The 16642-nt window shown below is 67.8% G+C and carries 12 protein-coding genes and 1 pseudogene; 6 read left to right on the top strand and 7 right to left on the bottom strand.

The window, feature by feature from the left end; all coding sequences use genetic code 11:
* Positions 1-38 precede the first annotated feature (38 nt).
* Positions 39-1172 carry a hypothetical protein gene (locus tag BST28_RS17855; protein ID WP_109560728.1) on the top strand — a complete coding sequence of 378 codons (1134 nt, stop codon included), beginning with the start codon at positions 39-41 and terminating at the stop codon, positions 1170-1172.
* Between the two features lie 12 nt (positions 1173-1184).
* On the opposite strand, the gene BST28_RS17850 is transcribed toward BST28_RS17855, so the two are convergent.
* Positions 1185-2027: a DUF5995 family protein gene (locus tag BST28_RS17850; protein WP_020425494.1), complete on the bottom strand. Its 843-nt coding sequence runs from the start codon at positions 2025-2027 to the stop codon at positions 1185-1187.
* A gap of 192 nt (positions 2028-2219) precedes the next feature.
* Between BST28_RS17850 and BST28_RS17845 the strand changes: the two genes are divergently transcribed.
* Positions 2220-2753 (top strand): peptidoglycan recognition protein family protein, encoded by a 534-nt coding sequence (locus tag BST28_RS17845; protein ID WP_234808321.1) that lies wholly within the window; start codon positions 2220-2222, stop codon positions 2751-2753.
* Positions 2754-2838: 85 nt separating this feature from the next.
* A complete protein-coding gene (locus BST28_RS17840; protein WP_133054317.1) occupies positions 2839-4572 on the top strand; it encodes a DUF6345 domain-containing protein in 1734 nt (577 codons plus the stop codon).
* A 68-nt stretch (positions 4573-4640) separates the two neighbouring features.
* Here the strand turns inward: BST28_RS17840 and BST28_RS17835 are convergent, their stop codons facing one another.
* The 5 genes from BST28_RS17835 to BST28_RS17815 form a co-directional block, all read right to left on the bottom strand.
* Entirely contained in the window at positions 4641-4964 is a 324-nt protein-coding gene (locus tag BST28_RS17835; protein WP_065286956.1) for a protease inhibitor I42 family protein, read from the bottom strand.
* A gap of 19 nt (positions 4965-4983) precedes the next feature.
* On the bottom strand, positions 4984-5799 hold the full coding sequence (locus BST28_RS17830; protein WP_100226996.1) for a C1 family peptidase: 816 nt from the start codon (positions 5797-5799) through the stop codon (positions 4984-4986).
* Positions 5800-5908: 109 nt separating this feature from the next.
* On the bottom strand, positions 5909-7177 hold the full coding sequence (locus BST28_RS17825; protein ID WP_019737369.1) for a hypothetical protein: 1269 nt from the start codon (positions 7175-7177) through the stop codon (positions 5909-5911).
* 17 nt (positions 7178-7194) lie between these two features.
* The gene (locus tag BST28_RS17820) at positions 7195-8703 is read right to left on the bottom strand and encodes a S8 family peptidase (protein ID WP_019737370.1); all 1509 of its coding nucleotides are present in this window, start codon (positions 8701-8703) and stop codon (positions 7195-7197) included.
* A 294-nt stretch (positions 8704-8997) separates the two neighbouring features.
* Positions 8998-9270 (bottom strand): hypothetical protein, encoded by a 273-nt coding sequence (locus BST28_RS17815; protein ID WP_019739070.1) that lies wholly within the window; start codon positions 9268-9270, stop codon positions 8998-9000.
* 275 nt (positions 9271-9545) lie between these two features.
* Between BST28_RS17815 and BST28_RS23405 the strand changes: the two are divergent.
* The 3 genes and pseudogenes from BST28_RS23405 to BST28_RS17805 form a co-directional block, all read left to right on the top strand.
* Positions 9546-11315: pseudogene (locus tag BST28_RS23405) on the top strand (peroxidase family protein); the annotation flags it as partial.
* Between the two features lie 30 nt (positions 11316-11345).
* Positions 11346-12398 (top strand): catalase family protein, encoded by a 1053-nt coding sequence (locus tag BST28_RS23400; protein WP_085990296.1) that lies wholly within the window; start codon positions 11346-11348, stop codon positions 12396-12398.
* A 105-nt stretch (positions 12399-12503) separates the two neighbouring features.
* Positions 12504-15104 carry a LuxR C-terminal-related transcriptional regulator gene (locus BST28_RS17805; RefSeq protein WP_083082166.1) on the top strand — a complete coding sequence of 867 codons (2601 nt, stop codon included), beginning with the start codon at positions 12504-12506 and terminating at the stop codon, positions 15102-15104.
* A 12-nt stretch (positions 15105-15116) separates the two neighbouring features.
* Here the strand turns inward: BST28_RS17805 and BST28_RS17800 are convergent, their stop codons facing one another.
* Entirely contained in the window at positions 15117-16640 is a 1524-nt protein-coding gene (locus BST28_RS17800) for a PPE family protein (protein WP_083082165.1), read from the bottom strand.
* Positions 16641-16642 lie beyond the last annotated feature (2 nt).

The following is a 16642-nucleotide window of genomic DNA, read 5'->3' as shown; positions in this document are numbered from 1 at the left end:
CTGGATTCAGACGCCCACCGCCCGGAGGTATATGCGTCATGACCCGAACACTCGACAAACGCACGAACACCGACACCGATGCCGTCGTGCGCTGGATGGACGCCGGCGCAGCGCGATCCGATCCGGAGCCGACGCTGCTGCCGGGCATTCAGCCGGCGAAACGGCGGCTGCACGCCGCGTGGCGAGAAAACGCGCAGAGCCGGATCGTCGAGCTCGATGTCGAAATCGACTGTCTGATCGATCAGTTGGGAGACCCGGTATCCGCGGCCCAACGACGCCGGCTGGCCGAGGCGAAGAGCAGGCTGCGCGCCGCGGATTCGGTCGTCCAAAGCCGTCCGGGACTGCGGAACGCGTGGACGGGGGTCGATGTCGCCCGCGCGCTGGCGCACATCAATGCGGTCGAAGTCACGCTCACTCGCCTGTCGCCGCCGAACACCGTCACTGCGAAACTGCCCGACATCATCACGCACGCGGCGCTACTGCTCAAACCCCACGATGCACGCCTGGATGACTTGCGGCGCTACGCCGCGAAACCGGACCTGACCGACGACGACCGCGGCCACATCGCGCAGGACATGCGGGCGATCTACGCGGCGTGTGCCGACGAACACGTCCGGACGCGCAGCTTTCGCAATCTCCTCTTCGGAGCCACTTTCGTGCTCACGCTGTTCGCCATCGGGATTGGTCTGCTCGGCTGGTGCGCTCCGAATTGGTTCGTGCTGTGCGCGTCGAACCATCCGACCGCGGCCTCCTGCCCCACCGGGGGATCGGCGCCGAGCGGCGGTGATGTCTTCCTGGTGGAGCTCATCGGGCTGTTCAGCGCCGGCCTGATGGGTTCGGTCGCGATTCGCCGAATGCGTGGCTCCTCAACGCCCTACGCGGTTCCGATGGCCTCGCTGCTGGTGAAGTTGCCGACCGGCGCACTGACGGCATTGGCCGGGCTGCTGCTGGTCCGCGCCGGCGTCCTGGGCCCGGACGTCGCCGTCGCCGGTACCGCGCAGCTCGTCGCGTATGCGCTGATCTTCGGCGGTTCGCAGCAGGCGTTCACCAGGCTGATCGACATCCAGACCCAGAATGTGCTCGACAGCATCCCCACCCCGAACCGCGACGCGGCCAAACCCCCGAACACCGCCGTCAACACCGCCGTCCGGCCCGACCAGGAGGGCTCGTGAGGCGCCGCGCCGTCACAGCGTGGTCTGGAGCGGCGCTGCCGGGGCGGCGGCGATCGCGTCGAGCACCTTGATGTTCCGGACGATATCCTGGCTTTCCCGTTGGGCGATCTCGCGGATGACCGCCGCGGACACGGTGGTCAGCGCGGGCGCATCGAAGACTGACACCACCTGCGCGGCGACCGTGTGGTCGCGGATCCGGATCGTCGCAGGGCGCACGAACGCCGGCTCTACGGCCAGCAGCGCGGCGAAGCGCCACGCGCTGTCGCGCATCGCCCGCACCACACCGTTGATCGCGAACAATTCGCTGGGAGCCAGCACCGCATACAGATCGCTCAACGCCGGTGACAGCTGATTCAGCCGGGAGACGACATCGTTGACCTGGCCGGCCAGCACGGCATTGATCGTGTCGAAATCGTGGTGCAGCGTCCACAGGTCGGGCCCGGGAGAGATCTGCGTGGCGGCAATGCCGAGATCAAGAGCGATATGCGCGCTGACTCCGGCGACCAAGTGCTGCACAAGGATCGGCTTAGCAGTGTCCGCAGCCGCGAAAACCGTCCACCAGGAGCGGGTCGGTCCCGGGTAGCGCTGCGGATGGAAATATCCGTTGAGTGCGTCGAAATAACGGTTGGCGAAAGCGACATCGAACCGCTCCATCCGGGGGCCGTCCTCGAACGCGTCCTGCGCCACCGCCGTTCGCACCGCGATGGTGATCCGCTTGTACAACGCCGCAAAATATCCCAGACGGTTCGACGCACCGATCGACCAGTCGACGACGGTGCCGATCGTTTCGACCACGTCGTCCAGCGTGGTGGCGACGGGCAACGGTACCGGCGGTGACGGGATTGCGCTCATCATCTGAGGATCCGCCGGTCGAGCCGCGGAAGCTAGGGTAACCGACTACTCGAATCACCACTGCCCGACTGAAGGGCGCCGAGGCGGGTACCGCACTACTCGTGTCGCGGGAGGCGTTGCGGCCCTAGCGTTGTCGACGGGCACGTAAGGGAAGGAGGCTCGATGTCTTCGAACAATCCGCTCTGGTTGCCCGAGGTGCTGCGCGCAGAAGGGCTCGACGTGGTCGAGTTCCCCCGATGGCGGTTCTGCGGCCACGGCGACTTCACCGACATTTGGGGGGTGATCTGCCACCACACCGGTGCTGACGAGGCTCCGCCGGAGCGCATCGCGGGCGGCACCCCCGCTCTGATCGGCCCGCTCGCGCAGCTCCACCTTGCCCAGAACGGCACCGTCACCGTCATCGCGGGCCGCATCGCGCGGCATGCCGGCTCGGGGCGTTATCCCGGTCTGCCCACCGACGACGCCGATCGGCACACGATCGGTATTCGGGCGGTGAACACCGGCACCGAAGGCTGGTCGACACCCCAATACGACGCCTTGGTGCGCTGTTGTGCCGCCATTCTGCGCAAACTGAGCCAGCCCAGCTCCCACGTGATCGGGCACCGGGAGTGGAATCCGCGCAAATGGGATCCGGGCGCACTCGATGTGGACCGCCTGCGTTGCGACGTCGCGGCTCGGCTACCGGAAGGCAAGTGGAAAAGCGAAAGGCCCGACGTCACAGTCGAATAACTGAAGTAGTGCCGTACTCTAGGCGCGCGCTTTCGGCCGCTCGATGATCGGAAAGAGCAAACTCACCATCGAGATTGGAGTCGATATGCCCACGAAGAAGGCCGGATTGAAGACGCTGGCCACAACCACAACCGATCCCAGCGTCATCCCTGCCGCTGCGCCCAGTAGAAACGGCACCGTCCGGATGGTTTTGAGTAACTCGGTCGGTGACAATCCCCTCGCGGAGCCCCAGTCCGTTGCCGGGAACGGCGCCGCCCGTGGTGGCGCCAATGCCTACGGCGCCTTCTCGATCGAAACTTTCGCCGACGCCGGTTCGCTGATGTCGACTCACGAGGATGCCGGCGGCTTCCTCGGCTATGTCGGCAAGTTCACCGCGCCGAACTTCTGGTACAAGGACGGCAATGTCCAAATCTGGTCCTACTACGAGGACTTCGACGACTGGCAGGACACCTACGGAATGGACGCGGTCAACGTCGCCTACCATTCCGGACACGGCGGCCGGCGCGCGGACGGAAGTGTGTGGTTCCCGCTGGGCGGCAACTGGAACAACCAGGGCACCAATGCGTGGGCCGGCACTATGCGCCTGGGCAACGAACGCGCCAACTACCTGTTTTGGTCCACCTGTTTCGCCTGCCCGGTGTACGCCCCGCTGAACCCGATCATCACCTGGAAGTCGGCGAATCTGGGCTTCCGGATGTTGTTCGGCTTCGAGACCGTCAGCCTGGACGACGGCAACTACGGCAAGTACTTCTTCGAGGAGTGGAACAAAGGCAAGTCCTTCAGCACGGCGTGGATGGATGCCAGCTGGCGAATCTCTCACGGCCAGGTGCCGTCTGTGGTCGCCTGCGGGGCAACCCAGGCCGAAGCCACCGATCGTCTCAACAACGAACGCCTCTTTAACTTCGGTCACGTCAGCAAGAACTGGTGGCAGTGGCGCTGGTACTACGCATCCAGCCTGGCGCCGACGAACCTGGGTACGCGGGAGCGACAGTTCGCGGTCCCAGCCGATCTTCGGGGCGCGCAACTGCGGCCGGTCGAGGTCGACCCGAAACTTCTTCGCTCGACGGTCGATCGCTTCGGATTGCGGGTCAGCATTCCTCGCGAGGTGCCGGTGTCGGCCACCGGCGCCCTCCGCATCGGCGACGGCGACTCACAGCTGGCATATGGCCCCGACGGGTCCATCGAAGCCCAACTGGCGAACCACAACTACGCCAACCGCGACCAGATTCCGGTGAGCCAAGCGGCGGCGATCGCCCAAGAGGCTCTCGGCTTGTACGGGTTGACCAGGGACGCGGAGTTGGTCTTCGACAAGGTCCAGTACGCCGCCGAGGCCGGCGGCAGCGCCCAGGGCGACGGCGAGCTGCTGGACCCGGTGGTGACCGGCACGACCGTTCAGTTCAAACAGATCATCAACGGTCTGCCAGTGATCACCCCCGGTGCCGGCGAGGTCCGGGTGTCGGTCGACAACGACGGCAAGGTCACCCGGGTCGCCAGCTCGGTCCGGGCGGTGGACCGGCTCACGCGTGCGGTAGGCGGTGGCGGACCGACCCCGACCCCGGACGGCGCCGAACAGCCCGCCGCCGTGGGGGCCGACCAGGATCCGGTGGAGCAGCGCCTCGGGGCGTCGTGGGCGCAGTATCTGGCGCGCTGGGCGACCAAGGGGCAGATGCCGATCGGGTACTCGCTGGTGCCCGGGACCACCGAGGTCGGCTACGCCATGCAGCACGACCAGGCGGTCGTGGTGGCCACGCGCGAGATCGAGGTGGACTTCGGCAACGGTCTGCTCAAGCGCTACCGCATCGAGGCGCCGCTGGGATGACACTCCCCGCTGGACTGGACCCGGGTTCGCGCAACTGAGCCCGGGTTCTTCCAGCTCCGCATCGGCCCCTAGCCGGCGATCGCCTGGACCTCGACGGCGAATCGTCTCAGCACCCCGGCGGCGCCCTCCCAACTCCGGCCGTAGGTGAACCGCAGGGTGCCTTGCCCCGGTGCTCGCACCGTGACTCGAAAGTACGCCTCGCCAACCGAACCCACCGTGGCGGTGGGGTAGTCGCCGCGTTCCTCGGTGAGTTCGAACAGTCCTTCCTCAAGACTGTCAACGCCCCAGCGGTAGCCCGCTGGGGCGTTCTCCGGCAGCCGAATCTCGATCGTGTCGCCGACCCGTAGCTGAATCCGGCGGCCGCCGTCGCGTTCGGTCAGGACGATTGCCATACCGTGTTGCGCCTCGTGATCACAGTGTCACTCCGTAGCTTTCGTTGAAGAAGGCTCCGTTGATGTACTCCGGGCTCGCGTAGCCGAAGCCGTCGTCACCCCACCCGGTGCCCCAACTGTTGCGGATGATGAAGCGCCCGTCATCGGTGTAACCGACCACCGTCACAGCGTGGCCGCCCCTGACCGTTGCGGGCTGGAATTCATCCAGTTTGCCGCCCGTTGTCGCGGCGTTGTCCCACGTCGCATCGACATTGAGACCCACCAGGATCGGGCCGTGCTGGCTCACCCAGGCGCGCCAATTGTCCAGGTTGAGCTGCAGGTTGAAGTACGACGCGATCTTGTGCGTGGCGGCCGTGGCGTAGAAGGTGTTCTCGTTGCCGGAGTACATCGCCGTGTTGATCTTGAACGGCAGCATGTTCTCGGGTACCGCGCCGTAGTTGCGCAGCACGTCGACCGCAGCCTTGAGCATGGTGCCCGCGCCTTCGATCATCGTCTCCGGCCGCGACGTGAACTGGTCGGTCTCCTTGGACGCCATCCAGGCGAAACGCGGAGACAGCCTCTCGGTCTTCGCGAGCCGGCCGGCCGTCACGAACATGTAGCGCGCCACGCCGTCGGTGGACGCCCAGCCGACACACGAACCGGTGTTGCCCTGATCGCCGATGCCCCACCAGGAGTCGCGCAGATCGACGCTGGCCGGCAGCGCGGCCGGAGCGCCGAGCACCCCCGCGGCCAGCGCGTCGGTGAACTTCCAGTCGGTCTTCATGCTCTCTTCCGGCGTGGGAACCAGATTGCAGATCCGCTTGCGTTCGCCACGCCGTGTTGAAGTCTTTGCCATGTCACTGACCTCCGTGTGATCGGGTCGGGTCCGAAACCCGCGTACGACCCCAATCTTCGTGAGCCGAACGGTGATACAGCACGAGTAGTGCACTACCCGATTCAGCCGATCAGGAGGCGATACCGGCGGCCGCGGCGATGGCCCACGTGATCTGGGGGTGCCTGATGTCGCTGTGGGCACCGCTGAAGGCCGATTGGTTGGCGGCGACGACGGCATTGGCATCCAGTGCGTAGAACCTCTGGGAGCCAAAGGCATACGGGATACCGGGCTCGGCCAGCTGAACGGCTTCGGCAGCGGGATCATTCTGGTATCCGTCGTGGCCCATGGCGCCCCACCGGTATATCAGGTCCTCGGCGGCCTGGGCGTCCTGGCGTGCCAGCATGCTGGCGGCGGGATACCACCAACCGACCGCCCGGTCGGCCCGGCTGAACGTCGCCAGCAGGGGACCGTCGACGCGTTCCTCACAACCGGCGAGCCCGCCGGGCTGGCTGCTGTCGAAAGGAAGCGACCGGGCGAAGGTGAAGTGCGAGAACGCCCCCTGGATCAGGGTCAGGGATTTGACGGGGCTGGCTGCCTGCATCACGGAGTCGGGCAGGCCGGCCAGCGCGTAGGAGACCAGCCGGGCGCCGAAGCTGTGGCCGATCAGGTGGATGCGCGGGGAGCCGGCGGTGTCGCCGAGCCGCCCCAGCAGGGGGCCCAGCCCGGCTTGGCCGACCACCCCGGCGCGGTTCTTCATCTCGTAGTAGCTCAGCGTGCGTAACACTTCCCGCGCGCCCGACCACAGCCCGGCGAAAGGATTGCCCAGCCCCTGGGCATTGCCGGTCCCGGCGGGCGCCATCGCGGCGGCGTGGCCCAGCACGGCGGCGGTGTCGGCCGCCGAGTCGGACCGCAGTAGCGCCGATTCACCGGTGTCCTCGCTGCCCTGCGGTCTGGTGGTGACGAGATCACTGGCCAGGGAATGGAATTCGACGAGCTTGTCGGGGTTCTGGGGTTGGTCGTCGAGCAGCAGGCCCAACGTGTCGAGGTGATCCTGCTGGTCGGGGAAGGCCGGGGCGAGTGCAGCGGCCAGTTGGGCTCCGGTGGAAGGCACCGGCGGCGCGGTGGCCGGATCGTCGTCGGGAAACAGCAGTGATGGCCACAGCACGCCGACGGCCGCACTGGTGGCTCTGTGAGTTCCGAGCTGGTCTGCCAGCAGTGTGAACATCGCCTGGTAGAGGTCACGGGCCGAGTCGACACCGTTGTTCCAGCCGTGCGAGAAGACGAACAGGTCGGTGATGCCGCCGGCCTCGACCGCGGCGGGCAGCCCGCTGTCACCGTTCAGTGTGCCGTCGGCGTTGAAATCCAGCTCGTAGTACGGCAATCCGTTGATGGTGGTCATCGCGTTCCTCCCGGGGGCTAGGTGCTGGTCAGGGCCCGCAGCAGGTTGATCAGGCCGGCGCCCTGAAAGAACTGGTGGCGGCCGAGATCGGTCGCGGTGTCGATGAAGATCTGCTTGACACGTTGCGGCTGACCGATGAACTCGGTGCGCGCCGATAGGAAAGCGGCGATCGCACCGGACACATGGGCGGCCGCCATCGAGGTGCCGCTGTCTTCGATGTAGCGGGCCAGCTCCGACGGATCCGAGGGACCGGAGGCCAACGCGGGCACGCCGGCCGCCTGTTTTCCGGTCGCCGCGGAGGTGATCCGTTCGCCGGGCGCCACCAGCTCGGGTTTGAGCCGCCCGTCGAGGGTGGGCCCCTTCGACGAGTCGAAGGTCACCCCGAAGGTGTGCGGCCGGTAGCGGTGTACCGACCCGACCGTGATAGCCGATGCGGCATTGCCGGGGTCGGTGATGGTCGACAGCTGCCCGTACACGTCGCCGGTGGCGCCGGTGGCCGCGGCGCCGACGCCGGCGCCGACGACTCCGGCGCCCAAGTTACCGGCGCTGACGACGGCGACCACGCCGGTCCCGACGAGCAGGTCCAGCTCCCGGCACAGCGGGCTTTGCCCGGCGGCGTAATCCCTGATGAGCCAGCCGCAGCCCAGGGACAGGTTCACCCCGTGGATCACCAGATCGCGGCCGCCGGCGTTGACGGTGCGCACATAGTCGAGCGCGTCGATCACCGCACTGGAGAGGGTCTGCCCGTCCTTGTCGAGCACGCGCAGGCTGACCAGGTTCGTTCCCGGAGCAACTCCGGACAGGGCGGCGCCGGGGGGCAGGTCTCGCGCAACCCAGCGCGGCAGGCCTTGGGCCGTCGGCTCGTTGGCGGCGATGCGGAGCATGGCCTGATCCGCGGGTGCCCGGCCGGCGATGATGCCCGCGACATGGGTGCCGTGCCCGAAGGGATCGGTCAGCGGGGACGACCCGGTGGTGGGCTGGGCGGGGTCGGTGATGGTGAAATCACGGTGCAGCGACGCCACCGAGCTCGCCGACAGCGTTGCGGTGCTGGTGAAGTGCGGATGCCCGGCGTCGATACCGGAATCGATCACCGCCCACACCACACCGGTGCCGTCACAGCGGAACGTGCGTGAGGCGGCATCGGCCTGGATGGTCGTCACCGAACGATCCAGATGAGCGTTGACCACGAAATCGGGCCACACGTGGTAGATCAGGCCCAGTGCGCGCTCGGCGGCGGCTCTGCTGGGCCGGGCGCCGCCCTGGACCAGTCGCTGCACCTCGGCGGGGGCCAACGTGCACCGCATGTAGTGCCGGCCGACGGGAATCGGCCGGGGCGGTCGGTTGCGCGCCCGAAAGACGTGGGCGAACAACTCGTTGAACTGGTCTCGGACCGTCTGCGGGTCCGCACCCGGCCCCAGCCGCAACTCGACGAGAACCACTCGGCGGCCCTCCTCGACGGAGAGCACCGCCTTATCGACCTCCGGCGGTACCTCCTCCGGCGGGGCGAGCAACAGCTGGCTGACCATCGGCCGGCTGCGGGGGCCCCGGGACTCTGCACCGGCGGTCACGGCCGTGCTTCCCGAGCCCGCCGCGGCCCCCGGCAGCGGATGAGGACGCGCAACGGTGGCGACATTCTGTGATTGTCACCCCGATGTTCGTGGTCCACAGCAATATCCGCCTACTCGATTTCCCGGTGATGGCGAGCGCTTAGTCCTCAAAATGGCGTTCGTAGTCCCAACGCTCGAGCCGCAGCTGCAGTTCGTGCGCGCCGCCCGAGATGAGCATGATCAGTACGGCCACGCAGGCGGCCACGATGACGCTCATAGCCGGTCCATCTCGCGTGCCATGCGTGCGGGCTCCAGGTAGTCACGCAGGCTCGGGTAATAGGGCGCCGGCGGCGGAAGACTGGGCAGTGCCGCCAGCGTCCGGCGCACCGCGGCCATCAGCCGCTGGCTCACATTCGGGCGCGGCAACGAAACCGCCGCGGCCGTTGCTAACAGAACTTCACCCTCCGTGATGAGGACGGGCGTCGACGGTGGCGCGGGATGGGCCGCATCGACCGATGCGGTGTGCGCCTGAGATGACACGGACATTTCGATTTCTCCTCACATCGTCCGATTGCTGATGTGAGAAAAATTAGGGCCGGCCAACACGTGCCGCGCGAGTGGCGAGCTACCTGTCTTGTACGGCGAATCCCCGCGAATCCACAGGTAAAGGCTGTACCGGCGACCCGGCATCGCCGAAGATGGAGTATCCGATTACTCGTGTTCTTCCCGACGTGACCCTCGACGATTGATGAAGCCGCAAATTCGGCACCAAAAGACCACAGAGAGGCGGGATCCAAGTGCGGGCAACAGTGTCGCGGTTCATGTCAAGAGTCGCCGAGAAGGCCGATCGCACGATCGGATGGTCCCGGCTGCCCAAGCCGCTGGCGATCGCGGTGTTGGTCGGGCTGCGCAATCAGCTACGGGCATACAACCTTTACGACGTCGGCCGCGGCCTCGCCGACCGTCCCCCCGACGGCGCACCGGACTGCGGCGACCGGCTGGGCGCCCGCACGCTCAACGGCACCTATAACGATGTCGACGACCCGCTGATGGGTTCGCTGGGAAGCAGGTTCGGCCGCAATGTTCCGCCTTCGCACACCTACCCCGAGGATCCCGCGCAGCTGCTGGAGCCCAATCCGCGGTTGATCAGCCGGCAGCTGCTCGGCCGCGACGAATTTGCGCCGGCGACAACGCTCAACCTGCTGGCCGCCGCCTGGATCCAGTTCGAGGTGCACGACTGGTTCAGTCACGGCACCGTCGACGAGCAGCCCTGGCAGATCCCGCTGCACGACCATGACCCCTGGCCGCAGCGACCGATGACGATCAAACGGGCGGCGCCGGACCCCAGCCCCGACGCCGACGGTCCGCCCACGTTCGTGACCGGTGACACCCACTGGTGGGACGCCTCGCAGATCTACGGTTCCACACCGGAATTCTGTGCTGCGCTGCGCGCCGGCCACCGGGGTCAGCTCAAGCTGGATCAGGTGGGGCTGCCGCCGGCCGAGCTGGAGCGCTATCTGGACCTGACCGGCGCGGCCGGGAACTTCTGGGTCGGCCTTGCCCTCTTGCACTCACTGTTCATGCGTGAGCACAACGCGATATGTGAACGGCTGGCCGCCCGATACCCGCAGCTGGGCGATCAGGAACTCTACGACAAGGCCCGGCTGGTCAACGCCGCACTGATCGCCAAGATCCACACCATCGACTGGACCCCGGCCATCATCGCCCACCCGACGACCGTGTTTGCGATGCGCGCGAACTGGTTCGGGATTCTGGGCGAGCGGTTCCGGCGTCGCTTCGGGCGCATCACCGACAGTGAAGTGCTCCAGGGCATACCCGGGTCACCCACCAACCACCACGGCGTTCCCTACTCGCTCACCGAGGAGTTCGTGGCGGTCTACCGGATGCATCCACTGATCCCCGACAGTTTCCAGCTCCGGTCGGTGGCCGATGACCGTGTCGTGGCCGAACACGAGTTTCCCGACCTGACCCTGCTGCACGTGCGCGAGCGGCTGAGCGAGATATCGATGGCCGACCTGTTCTACTCGTTCGGTCGCGCCCACCCCGGTGCCCTCACGCTGCACAACTTTCCGCGGCACCTGCAGCACTTCGAGCGCCCGGACGGATCGCTGATCGATCTGGCCGCCACCGACATCCTGAGGGTGCGTGAGCGCGGTGTGCCGCGCTACAACCAGTTCCGGAGGCTGCTGCGCCTCGCACCGGTGACGTCGTTCGAGGAGTTGACCGACAACCCGGTGTGGGCCGAGGAACTACATCAGATCTACGGCGACGTGGAGCGGGTCGACCTGATGGTCGGGCTCTACGCCGAACCCAAGCCGAGGGGATTCGGCTTCAGTGACACCGCGTTTCGGATCTTTGTCTTGATGGCATCGCGCCGACTCGCCAGTGACCGCTTCTTCACCCGCGATTTCCGTCCCGAGGTCTACACCGAGGCGGGGATGGACTGGGTCGCCGACAACGACATGCGCACCGTGCTGCTGCGCCATTTCCCGGCACTGGCACCGGCACTGAAGGGCGTCGCCAATCCCTTCGCGCCCTGGCAGCCCGTCGGCGCAGCACGCAGCGATACCCCGCGCCGCTATGTCCGCTACCGCGAAGACTTGGAGCAGCCACGATCCGACGAGAACGAGGTGATCGACAAGATCACCGCCTCACTGCGGCACAACAACGAACGGGCGTACCGCAAGTTCAAGCACGGGCTGCGCGACGCGCACGCCAAGAGCCATGCGATCCTGCGCGGCGAACTCACCGTCTACCCCGATCTCCCCGAGGAACTGGCGCAGGGTCTGTTCGCCGCCCCCGCGACCTACCCGGTGATCGCGCGGATCTCCACCACCTCGGGTGTGCTGCGCAGCGATCAGCTCCGCGGGGTCCGCGGACTTGCCATCAAGGTTCTCGGCGTGCACGGACCGCGCGCCCTGGCCGATGACGATGCCACTACGCAGGACTTCATCATGGTGACCCACCGCGAGTTCTTGTTCGCCGACGCCCATGCCTACCTGGCGCAGGGAATGCCGACCGCCCGCGTGCTGGCGATGCTGCCGGACCGTGTGCTGTGGGCCGGCAGTGAGGTGTTGGCCGCGGCCACCAAGGTCGGTGTGCGGTTGCCCCCGAACCTCGCGGTTTTCATCGCACCCAACACCCACATCCTGGGCGAGACGTTCTATTCGTCGGCGCCGCTGCGCTACGGCGACTACGTCGCGAAGATGCTCTACGCGCCGCTGTCGGACTCCGTGAAAAACCTGCAGGGTCAGCCGGTGCCCCGCGATGCCGGCCAGGACGCCCATCGTGACCTGATGATCGACTTCTTCCGCGATAACGACGCCGAATACGAGTTGCGCGTTCAACTGTGCACCGACGTCGTGACGATGCCGATCGAAGACGCCACGGTGGCGTGGCCCGAAGCCGCGTCGCCGCACCGGCCGGTGGCCAAGATAACCTTTGCCCGCCAGAATCCGTGCAGCCCGGAGCGACACGCCTTCGGCGACGATGTGCTGTCGTTCAACTCCTGGCGCGCGCTGGCGGATCACCGGCCCCTCGGCTCCATCAACCGGCTCAAGCTGCAGGTGTATGAGGCGTCGAGCCAATACCGCCACACCGTGAACGCCGCACCCCGAATCGAACCGACCGATATCGCGCAGCTGCCGGATTGACGCGTCCGTCACGGTCGCGATGCCTGCGCCACGCCAGAAGAATGCGGTGCGACGAAATGGGTTATTGCTGGTGACGGGTGAAAAGCCGCCTTAGACTGTCAATTTATGGCAGGCGGCTGGCGGCTGCTCGATCGCCCCGCGGAATACGAGGCGATCCGCTCCTCGCTGAGCGACGAGGACAGTCGCGGCGTGGTGCTGGTGGGCTCCGCGGGTGTCGGCAAGACCACGTTGGCCCGTGCCGTCACCGCATCGCTGCGTTCGCAGGTGCACTGGGCGGCGTGCACGGAGTCCTCGCGCAGTATCCCGCTGGGGGTGTTCGCGCAATGGGTGGAGCCGTCGGCATCCCGCGACCCGATCGCCCTGTTGATGTCGGCGCGCAAATCCCTTCTCGCCAACGGCGACACCGTCATCGGCGTCGACGACGCACACCTGTTGGACCAACTGTCGGCCACCCTGCTGCACCAGCTCGTGGTCGAGCGGGCGGCGCGGGTGGTGTCCACCGTGCGCAGCGGCGAACCGGTTCTCGATGCGGTCACCGCGCTGTGGAAGGACGGGCACCTGCAACGGCTCGAGCTCGAGGTGTTCACCAAGGAACAATGTGTCGCGCTGGTCGAATCGGTCCTCGGTGGGACGCTCGAGGGGCTCAGCGCCGACGTCATGTGGGAATCGACGGGCGGCAATCCGCTGTTCCTGCGCCACCTGGTGGAGGGGGCCGTCGATGCGGGGACCCTGACCGAAGTCAACGGTGTGTGGCAGCTGCGTGGGCCCACGACGGTGCCGTCCGGTCTGGCGGCGTTGCTCGATGAGCGTCTCGACCGCGCCGGCGATGACGTCGTCGGCGCCTTGAAGCTGTTGGCGCTGTGCGAACCACTCGACATCGACGCGCTGTGCGAGTTGGCCGGCGAGGAGGCGGTGGACGCCGCGGAGGTGCAGGGCCTGATCCGGGTCGCCCAAGACGGTCGGCGCCCCACCGCGCGGTTCAGCCATCCGGTCTTCGGTGACGTCGTCCGACGCCGGGTCGGCACCGCGTCGTCGCGCAGCCTGCGGGGCCGGATCGTGCAGGTGCTTCGCGGCCGTGAACTGGATTCGGCCGCGGACCGCATCCGGCTGGCGCACTTGTGTATCGACAGCGACCAGATCGTCGACATGGACCTGCTCGTCAGCGCGGCCAAGGATGCGATCTTCCTGTCGAACCTCCCGCTTGGGGAACGGTTGGCACGTGCGGCCTTTGAGCGGGGCGGCGGTCTGCGCGCCGCCGAGCTGCTGTCGCGGGCGCTGTTGTGGCAGGGGCATCCGGTACAAGCCGACGAGATCCTCACCCGTTTCGATCCCGCCCACCTCGATGAGCTGCAACTCGTGCAGTGGGGCATCCCGCGGTTGTCGATCCTGTTCTGGTCGATGGGTGATATCGCGCAGGCCACCGAGCTGCTGGCACTGTTGAACACCCGCGTGCAACACCCGGCCCTGAAGCTGATCGTGGACGCCACCGGGTCGGCAATGGCGGTCCACCAGAACCAGATCGAGGAGGGACTGGCCGCAGCCGAGCAGGTGCTGGCGGACCCTCAGGCCCCCAAACAGGCCATCGATTTCGCTGCCTTCGGTGCGGGACTCGCCATGCCGCTTGCCGGCCGCGGAGCCGACTTCGAACCGATCGCCGCCAGGTGTCGCGCCGAGCAGAAGGCCACCGACGGCATGCTGCGGGTGATGGTGCGCTACGGCGACGTGCTGGCCTCGACCTACATCGGGGACCTCGGCCTGGCCGATCAGCGGGTGGCCGACTACACCCAGTTCTCCTCTGCCGAGCAGTTCGTCGGATGGGCCATCGCCAAGATCATGGCCGGCCTGGTCGCGACGTATCGCGGCCGATTCCGCGAGGCGATCTCGTCGATGGAGCAGGCGATCGCGGCGCTGAACGCCGAAGCCTCCCTGCCCTGGCAGCTGCCCGCACGGGTGCTGCTGGTGCGCGCGTACGCCGCACTGACCAACGTCGACGAGGCGGAGCGCGTCCTCGAGGACACCCAGGAGCACACCGGGCCGCACGAGGCGCTGTGGGAGCCGCAGGTGATGATCGCCAAGGCGTGGCTTGCCGCGGCCAAGGGCGGTGAACGCTCGGCGGTCGACTTGGCCCGCGCCGCCGCGGATCTCGCCCACACATCGGGCCAGTACGCGGTGGAGGCCGAAGCGCTGCACCATGCGGCCCGGTTCGGTGACCGCACCGTCGCGGGCCGATTGGGGACATTGGCGAAACGCGTCGAGGGGCCGGTCGCGGCCATGTACGCCCGACACGCCGACGCCGTCGCCGCCTCGAATGCGTCCGGCCTGGACGCGGTCAGTGTCGAATTCGAAGGCGCGGGTTTGATGTTGTCCGCCGCGGACGCCGCGGCGCAGGCGGTGCCGCTGTATGAGCGTACCGGTAAGCGGCGGCACAGCGCGGAGTCGGCGGCGCGCGCGCTGTGGCTTGCCACCCAATGCGACGGGGCGATGACGCCGGCGATCAGAGCCGCGGCGCGGCCCCTGCCGGTGACCTCCCGCGAGCGCGAGATCGCGGCGCTGATCGCCCGCGGTCTGTCGAATCGGCAGATCGCCGAGCGGCTGACCGTGTCGGTGCGCACGGTGGAGGGTCACATCTACCGGGCCTGCATCAAACTCGACATCGCCGATCGCGAGGAACTGGCGAAGATCGTCTGGCACGGGCCGGCCACCTAGCCGACCTGCTGATCACCCCTGCGCGTCGGGGGACTCGTTCCAGCCGCTGGGGATCATCGGCATCTGCGGTCCGCTGCCGAACCGATCGTCGGCAAGGGCGGTCAGCCCCGCCGCACGCCGGCCCGCCTCGGCGACCGTGCCGGCGAAGCCCAGCGTGCCGGCGCCGGAATCCGATGCGCTCGGCGGCTCGGTGAAGTCCGGCGTCACCGCGATGTTCATGTCCATGTACTCGTCGCCGAACCCGTGCTGCTGGGCACGCTGCCGTCGACGCCGTTTCTGGGCCTGCTGTTGGGCCGTTGCCTCACTCGGGGACCCTTGACTTTCCGAGGCCTCTTCCTCTGCGCCGCGAGAGCGGCGGGCGCCGCTGGACTGCCGGGCCGATGACGAGACGCTGCCCACCAGATACAGGCACGAGGTCGGCCCGAACCCGACGCCCGGCCCGCCGCCGGCCGCGCCGCCACCGGCCGGGAGGCCGGCGCTGACCGTGCCCGAAGCGGTCGGGCCGGCCGAGGAGATCGGGTCCGCGCACGCGCACACCTCGGCTCCGCCCGGCACCGACACGCCCGCGGCGACCGGAACACCGATTGCGCCCCCTACCGGCATCGGCGGGGTCGGCTCGAGCACCCGGTCGACACCGCCCGCCGCGCCGATCGCGCCGAGCGCACCGAGCCCGGCGGCAGCGGCGAAGCCGGGCGCGGCGGCCATCACGATCGGGATCGCCATCTGCACCGCGATCTGGCCCATCGGCCACAACAGCATCAGCGTGTGGAAGGTGCTCCAGCCCAGGGCCCCGGCCAGGATCGGGGACATCCCCGGGACCTGCAGCAGCATCTGGGTGACCGCGCTGGCAAACGGGAACGCCTCGATCGGGTATCCGTCCACGCCCAACAGCGACCACAGCCACCTGGCGATCGGGTCGGCGAAGCCCATGTTGAACTCCGTGAGCAGGTCCTTGAGCTGCTGTTCCCAACCGGGGGCGGCGGCGGCCTCACCCGCGGGCGCCGCAATGGCCGGCGCTGGAGTGGCCACCGGAACCGACGCCAGCGCCGACCCGGCGACCGCCTGATAGACGGTCATCATCTCGGCGGCCTGAATCCACATCCGGACGTAGTCGGCTTCGTTCAGCGCGATCGGGACGGTGTTGACGCCGAAAAAGTTCGTGGCCACCAACGCCGCGTGCACCGCGTGGTTGGCGGCGAGCTCGGCCAGGGTGGGCATACCCGCCAGCGCGGAGGTGTAGGCGGCGGCGGCGGTCTGGTGCATGGTCGCCGCGGCGGTGCTCTTGGCGGCGCTCTCGGCCAGCCAGCTCAGATAGGGCGCGTGCGCGGCCGCATACCGCTGGGCGCTCGGCCCCTGCCAAGCGCCGGCTTCCACCCCGGCCAGCACCGCGTCGAGCTCGGCGGCGACCTCGGCGTACTCGGCGCTCATCGCCGAGTAGGCCGACGCGGCTTCCAGTAGGGGACCGGGTCCGGGGCCGGCGCTCAGCAGCGCCGAGTGCACCTCCGGCGGCGACGCCAGCCAGACCGGTGCGCTCATGA

The organism is Mycolicibacter kumamotonensis (assembly GCF_002086285.1).
In the GTDB taxonomy this organism is placed as follows: Bacteria; Actinomycetota; Actinomycetes; order Mycobacteriales; family Mycobacteriaceae; genus Mycobacterium; species Mycobacterium kumamotonense.
Note: the sequence above shows the minus strand (reverse complement) of the source record. Positions and strands in the feature narration are given on the sequence as shown.

Excerpts from the sequence above, each read along its gene's own strand:
- BST28_RS17840 (WP_133054317.1), top strand. The coding sequence starts at position 2,839 with ATGCCCACGAAGAAGGCCGGATTGAAGACGCTGGCCACAACCACAACC.
- BST28_RS17855 (WP_109560728.1), top strand. The coding sequence starts at position 39 with ATGACCCGAACACTCGACAAACGCACGAACACCGACACCGATGCCGTC.
- BST28_RS17800 (WP_083082165.1), bottom strand. The coding sequence starts at position 16,640 with ATGAGCGCACCGGTCTGGCTGGCGTCGCCGCCGGAGGTGCACTCGGCG.
- BST28_RS17830 (WP_100226996.1), bottom strand. The coding sequence starts at position 5,799 with ATGGCAAAGACTTCAACACGGCGTGGCGAACGCAAGCGGATCTGCAAT.
- BST28_RS17850 (WP_020425494.1), bottom strand. The coding sequence starts at position 2,027 with ATGATGAGCGCAATCCCGTCACCGCCGGTACCGTTGCCCGTCGCCACC.
- BST28_RS17820 (WP_019737370.1), bottom strand. The coding sequence starts at position 8,703 with ATGGTCAGCCAGCTGTTGCTCGCCCCGCCGGAGGAGGTACCGCCGGAG.
- BST28_RS17815 (WP_019739070.1), bottom strand. The coding sequence starts at position 9,270 with ATGTCCGTGTCATCTCAGGCGCACACCGCATCGGTCGATGCGGCCCAT.
- BST28_RS17835 (WP_065286956.1), bottom strand. The coding sequence starts at position 4,964 with ATGGCAATCGTCCTGACCGAACGCGACGGCGGCCGCCGGATTCAGCTA.
- BST28_RS17805 (WP_083082166.1), top strand. The coding sequence starts at position 12,504 with ATGGCAGGCGGCTGGCGGCTGCTCGATCGCCCCGCGGAATACGAGGCG.
- BST28_RS17825 (WP_019737369.1), bottom strand. The coding sequence starts at position 7,177 with ATGACCACCATCAACGGATTGCCGTACTACGAGCTGGATTTCAACGCC.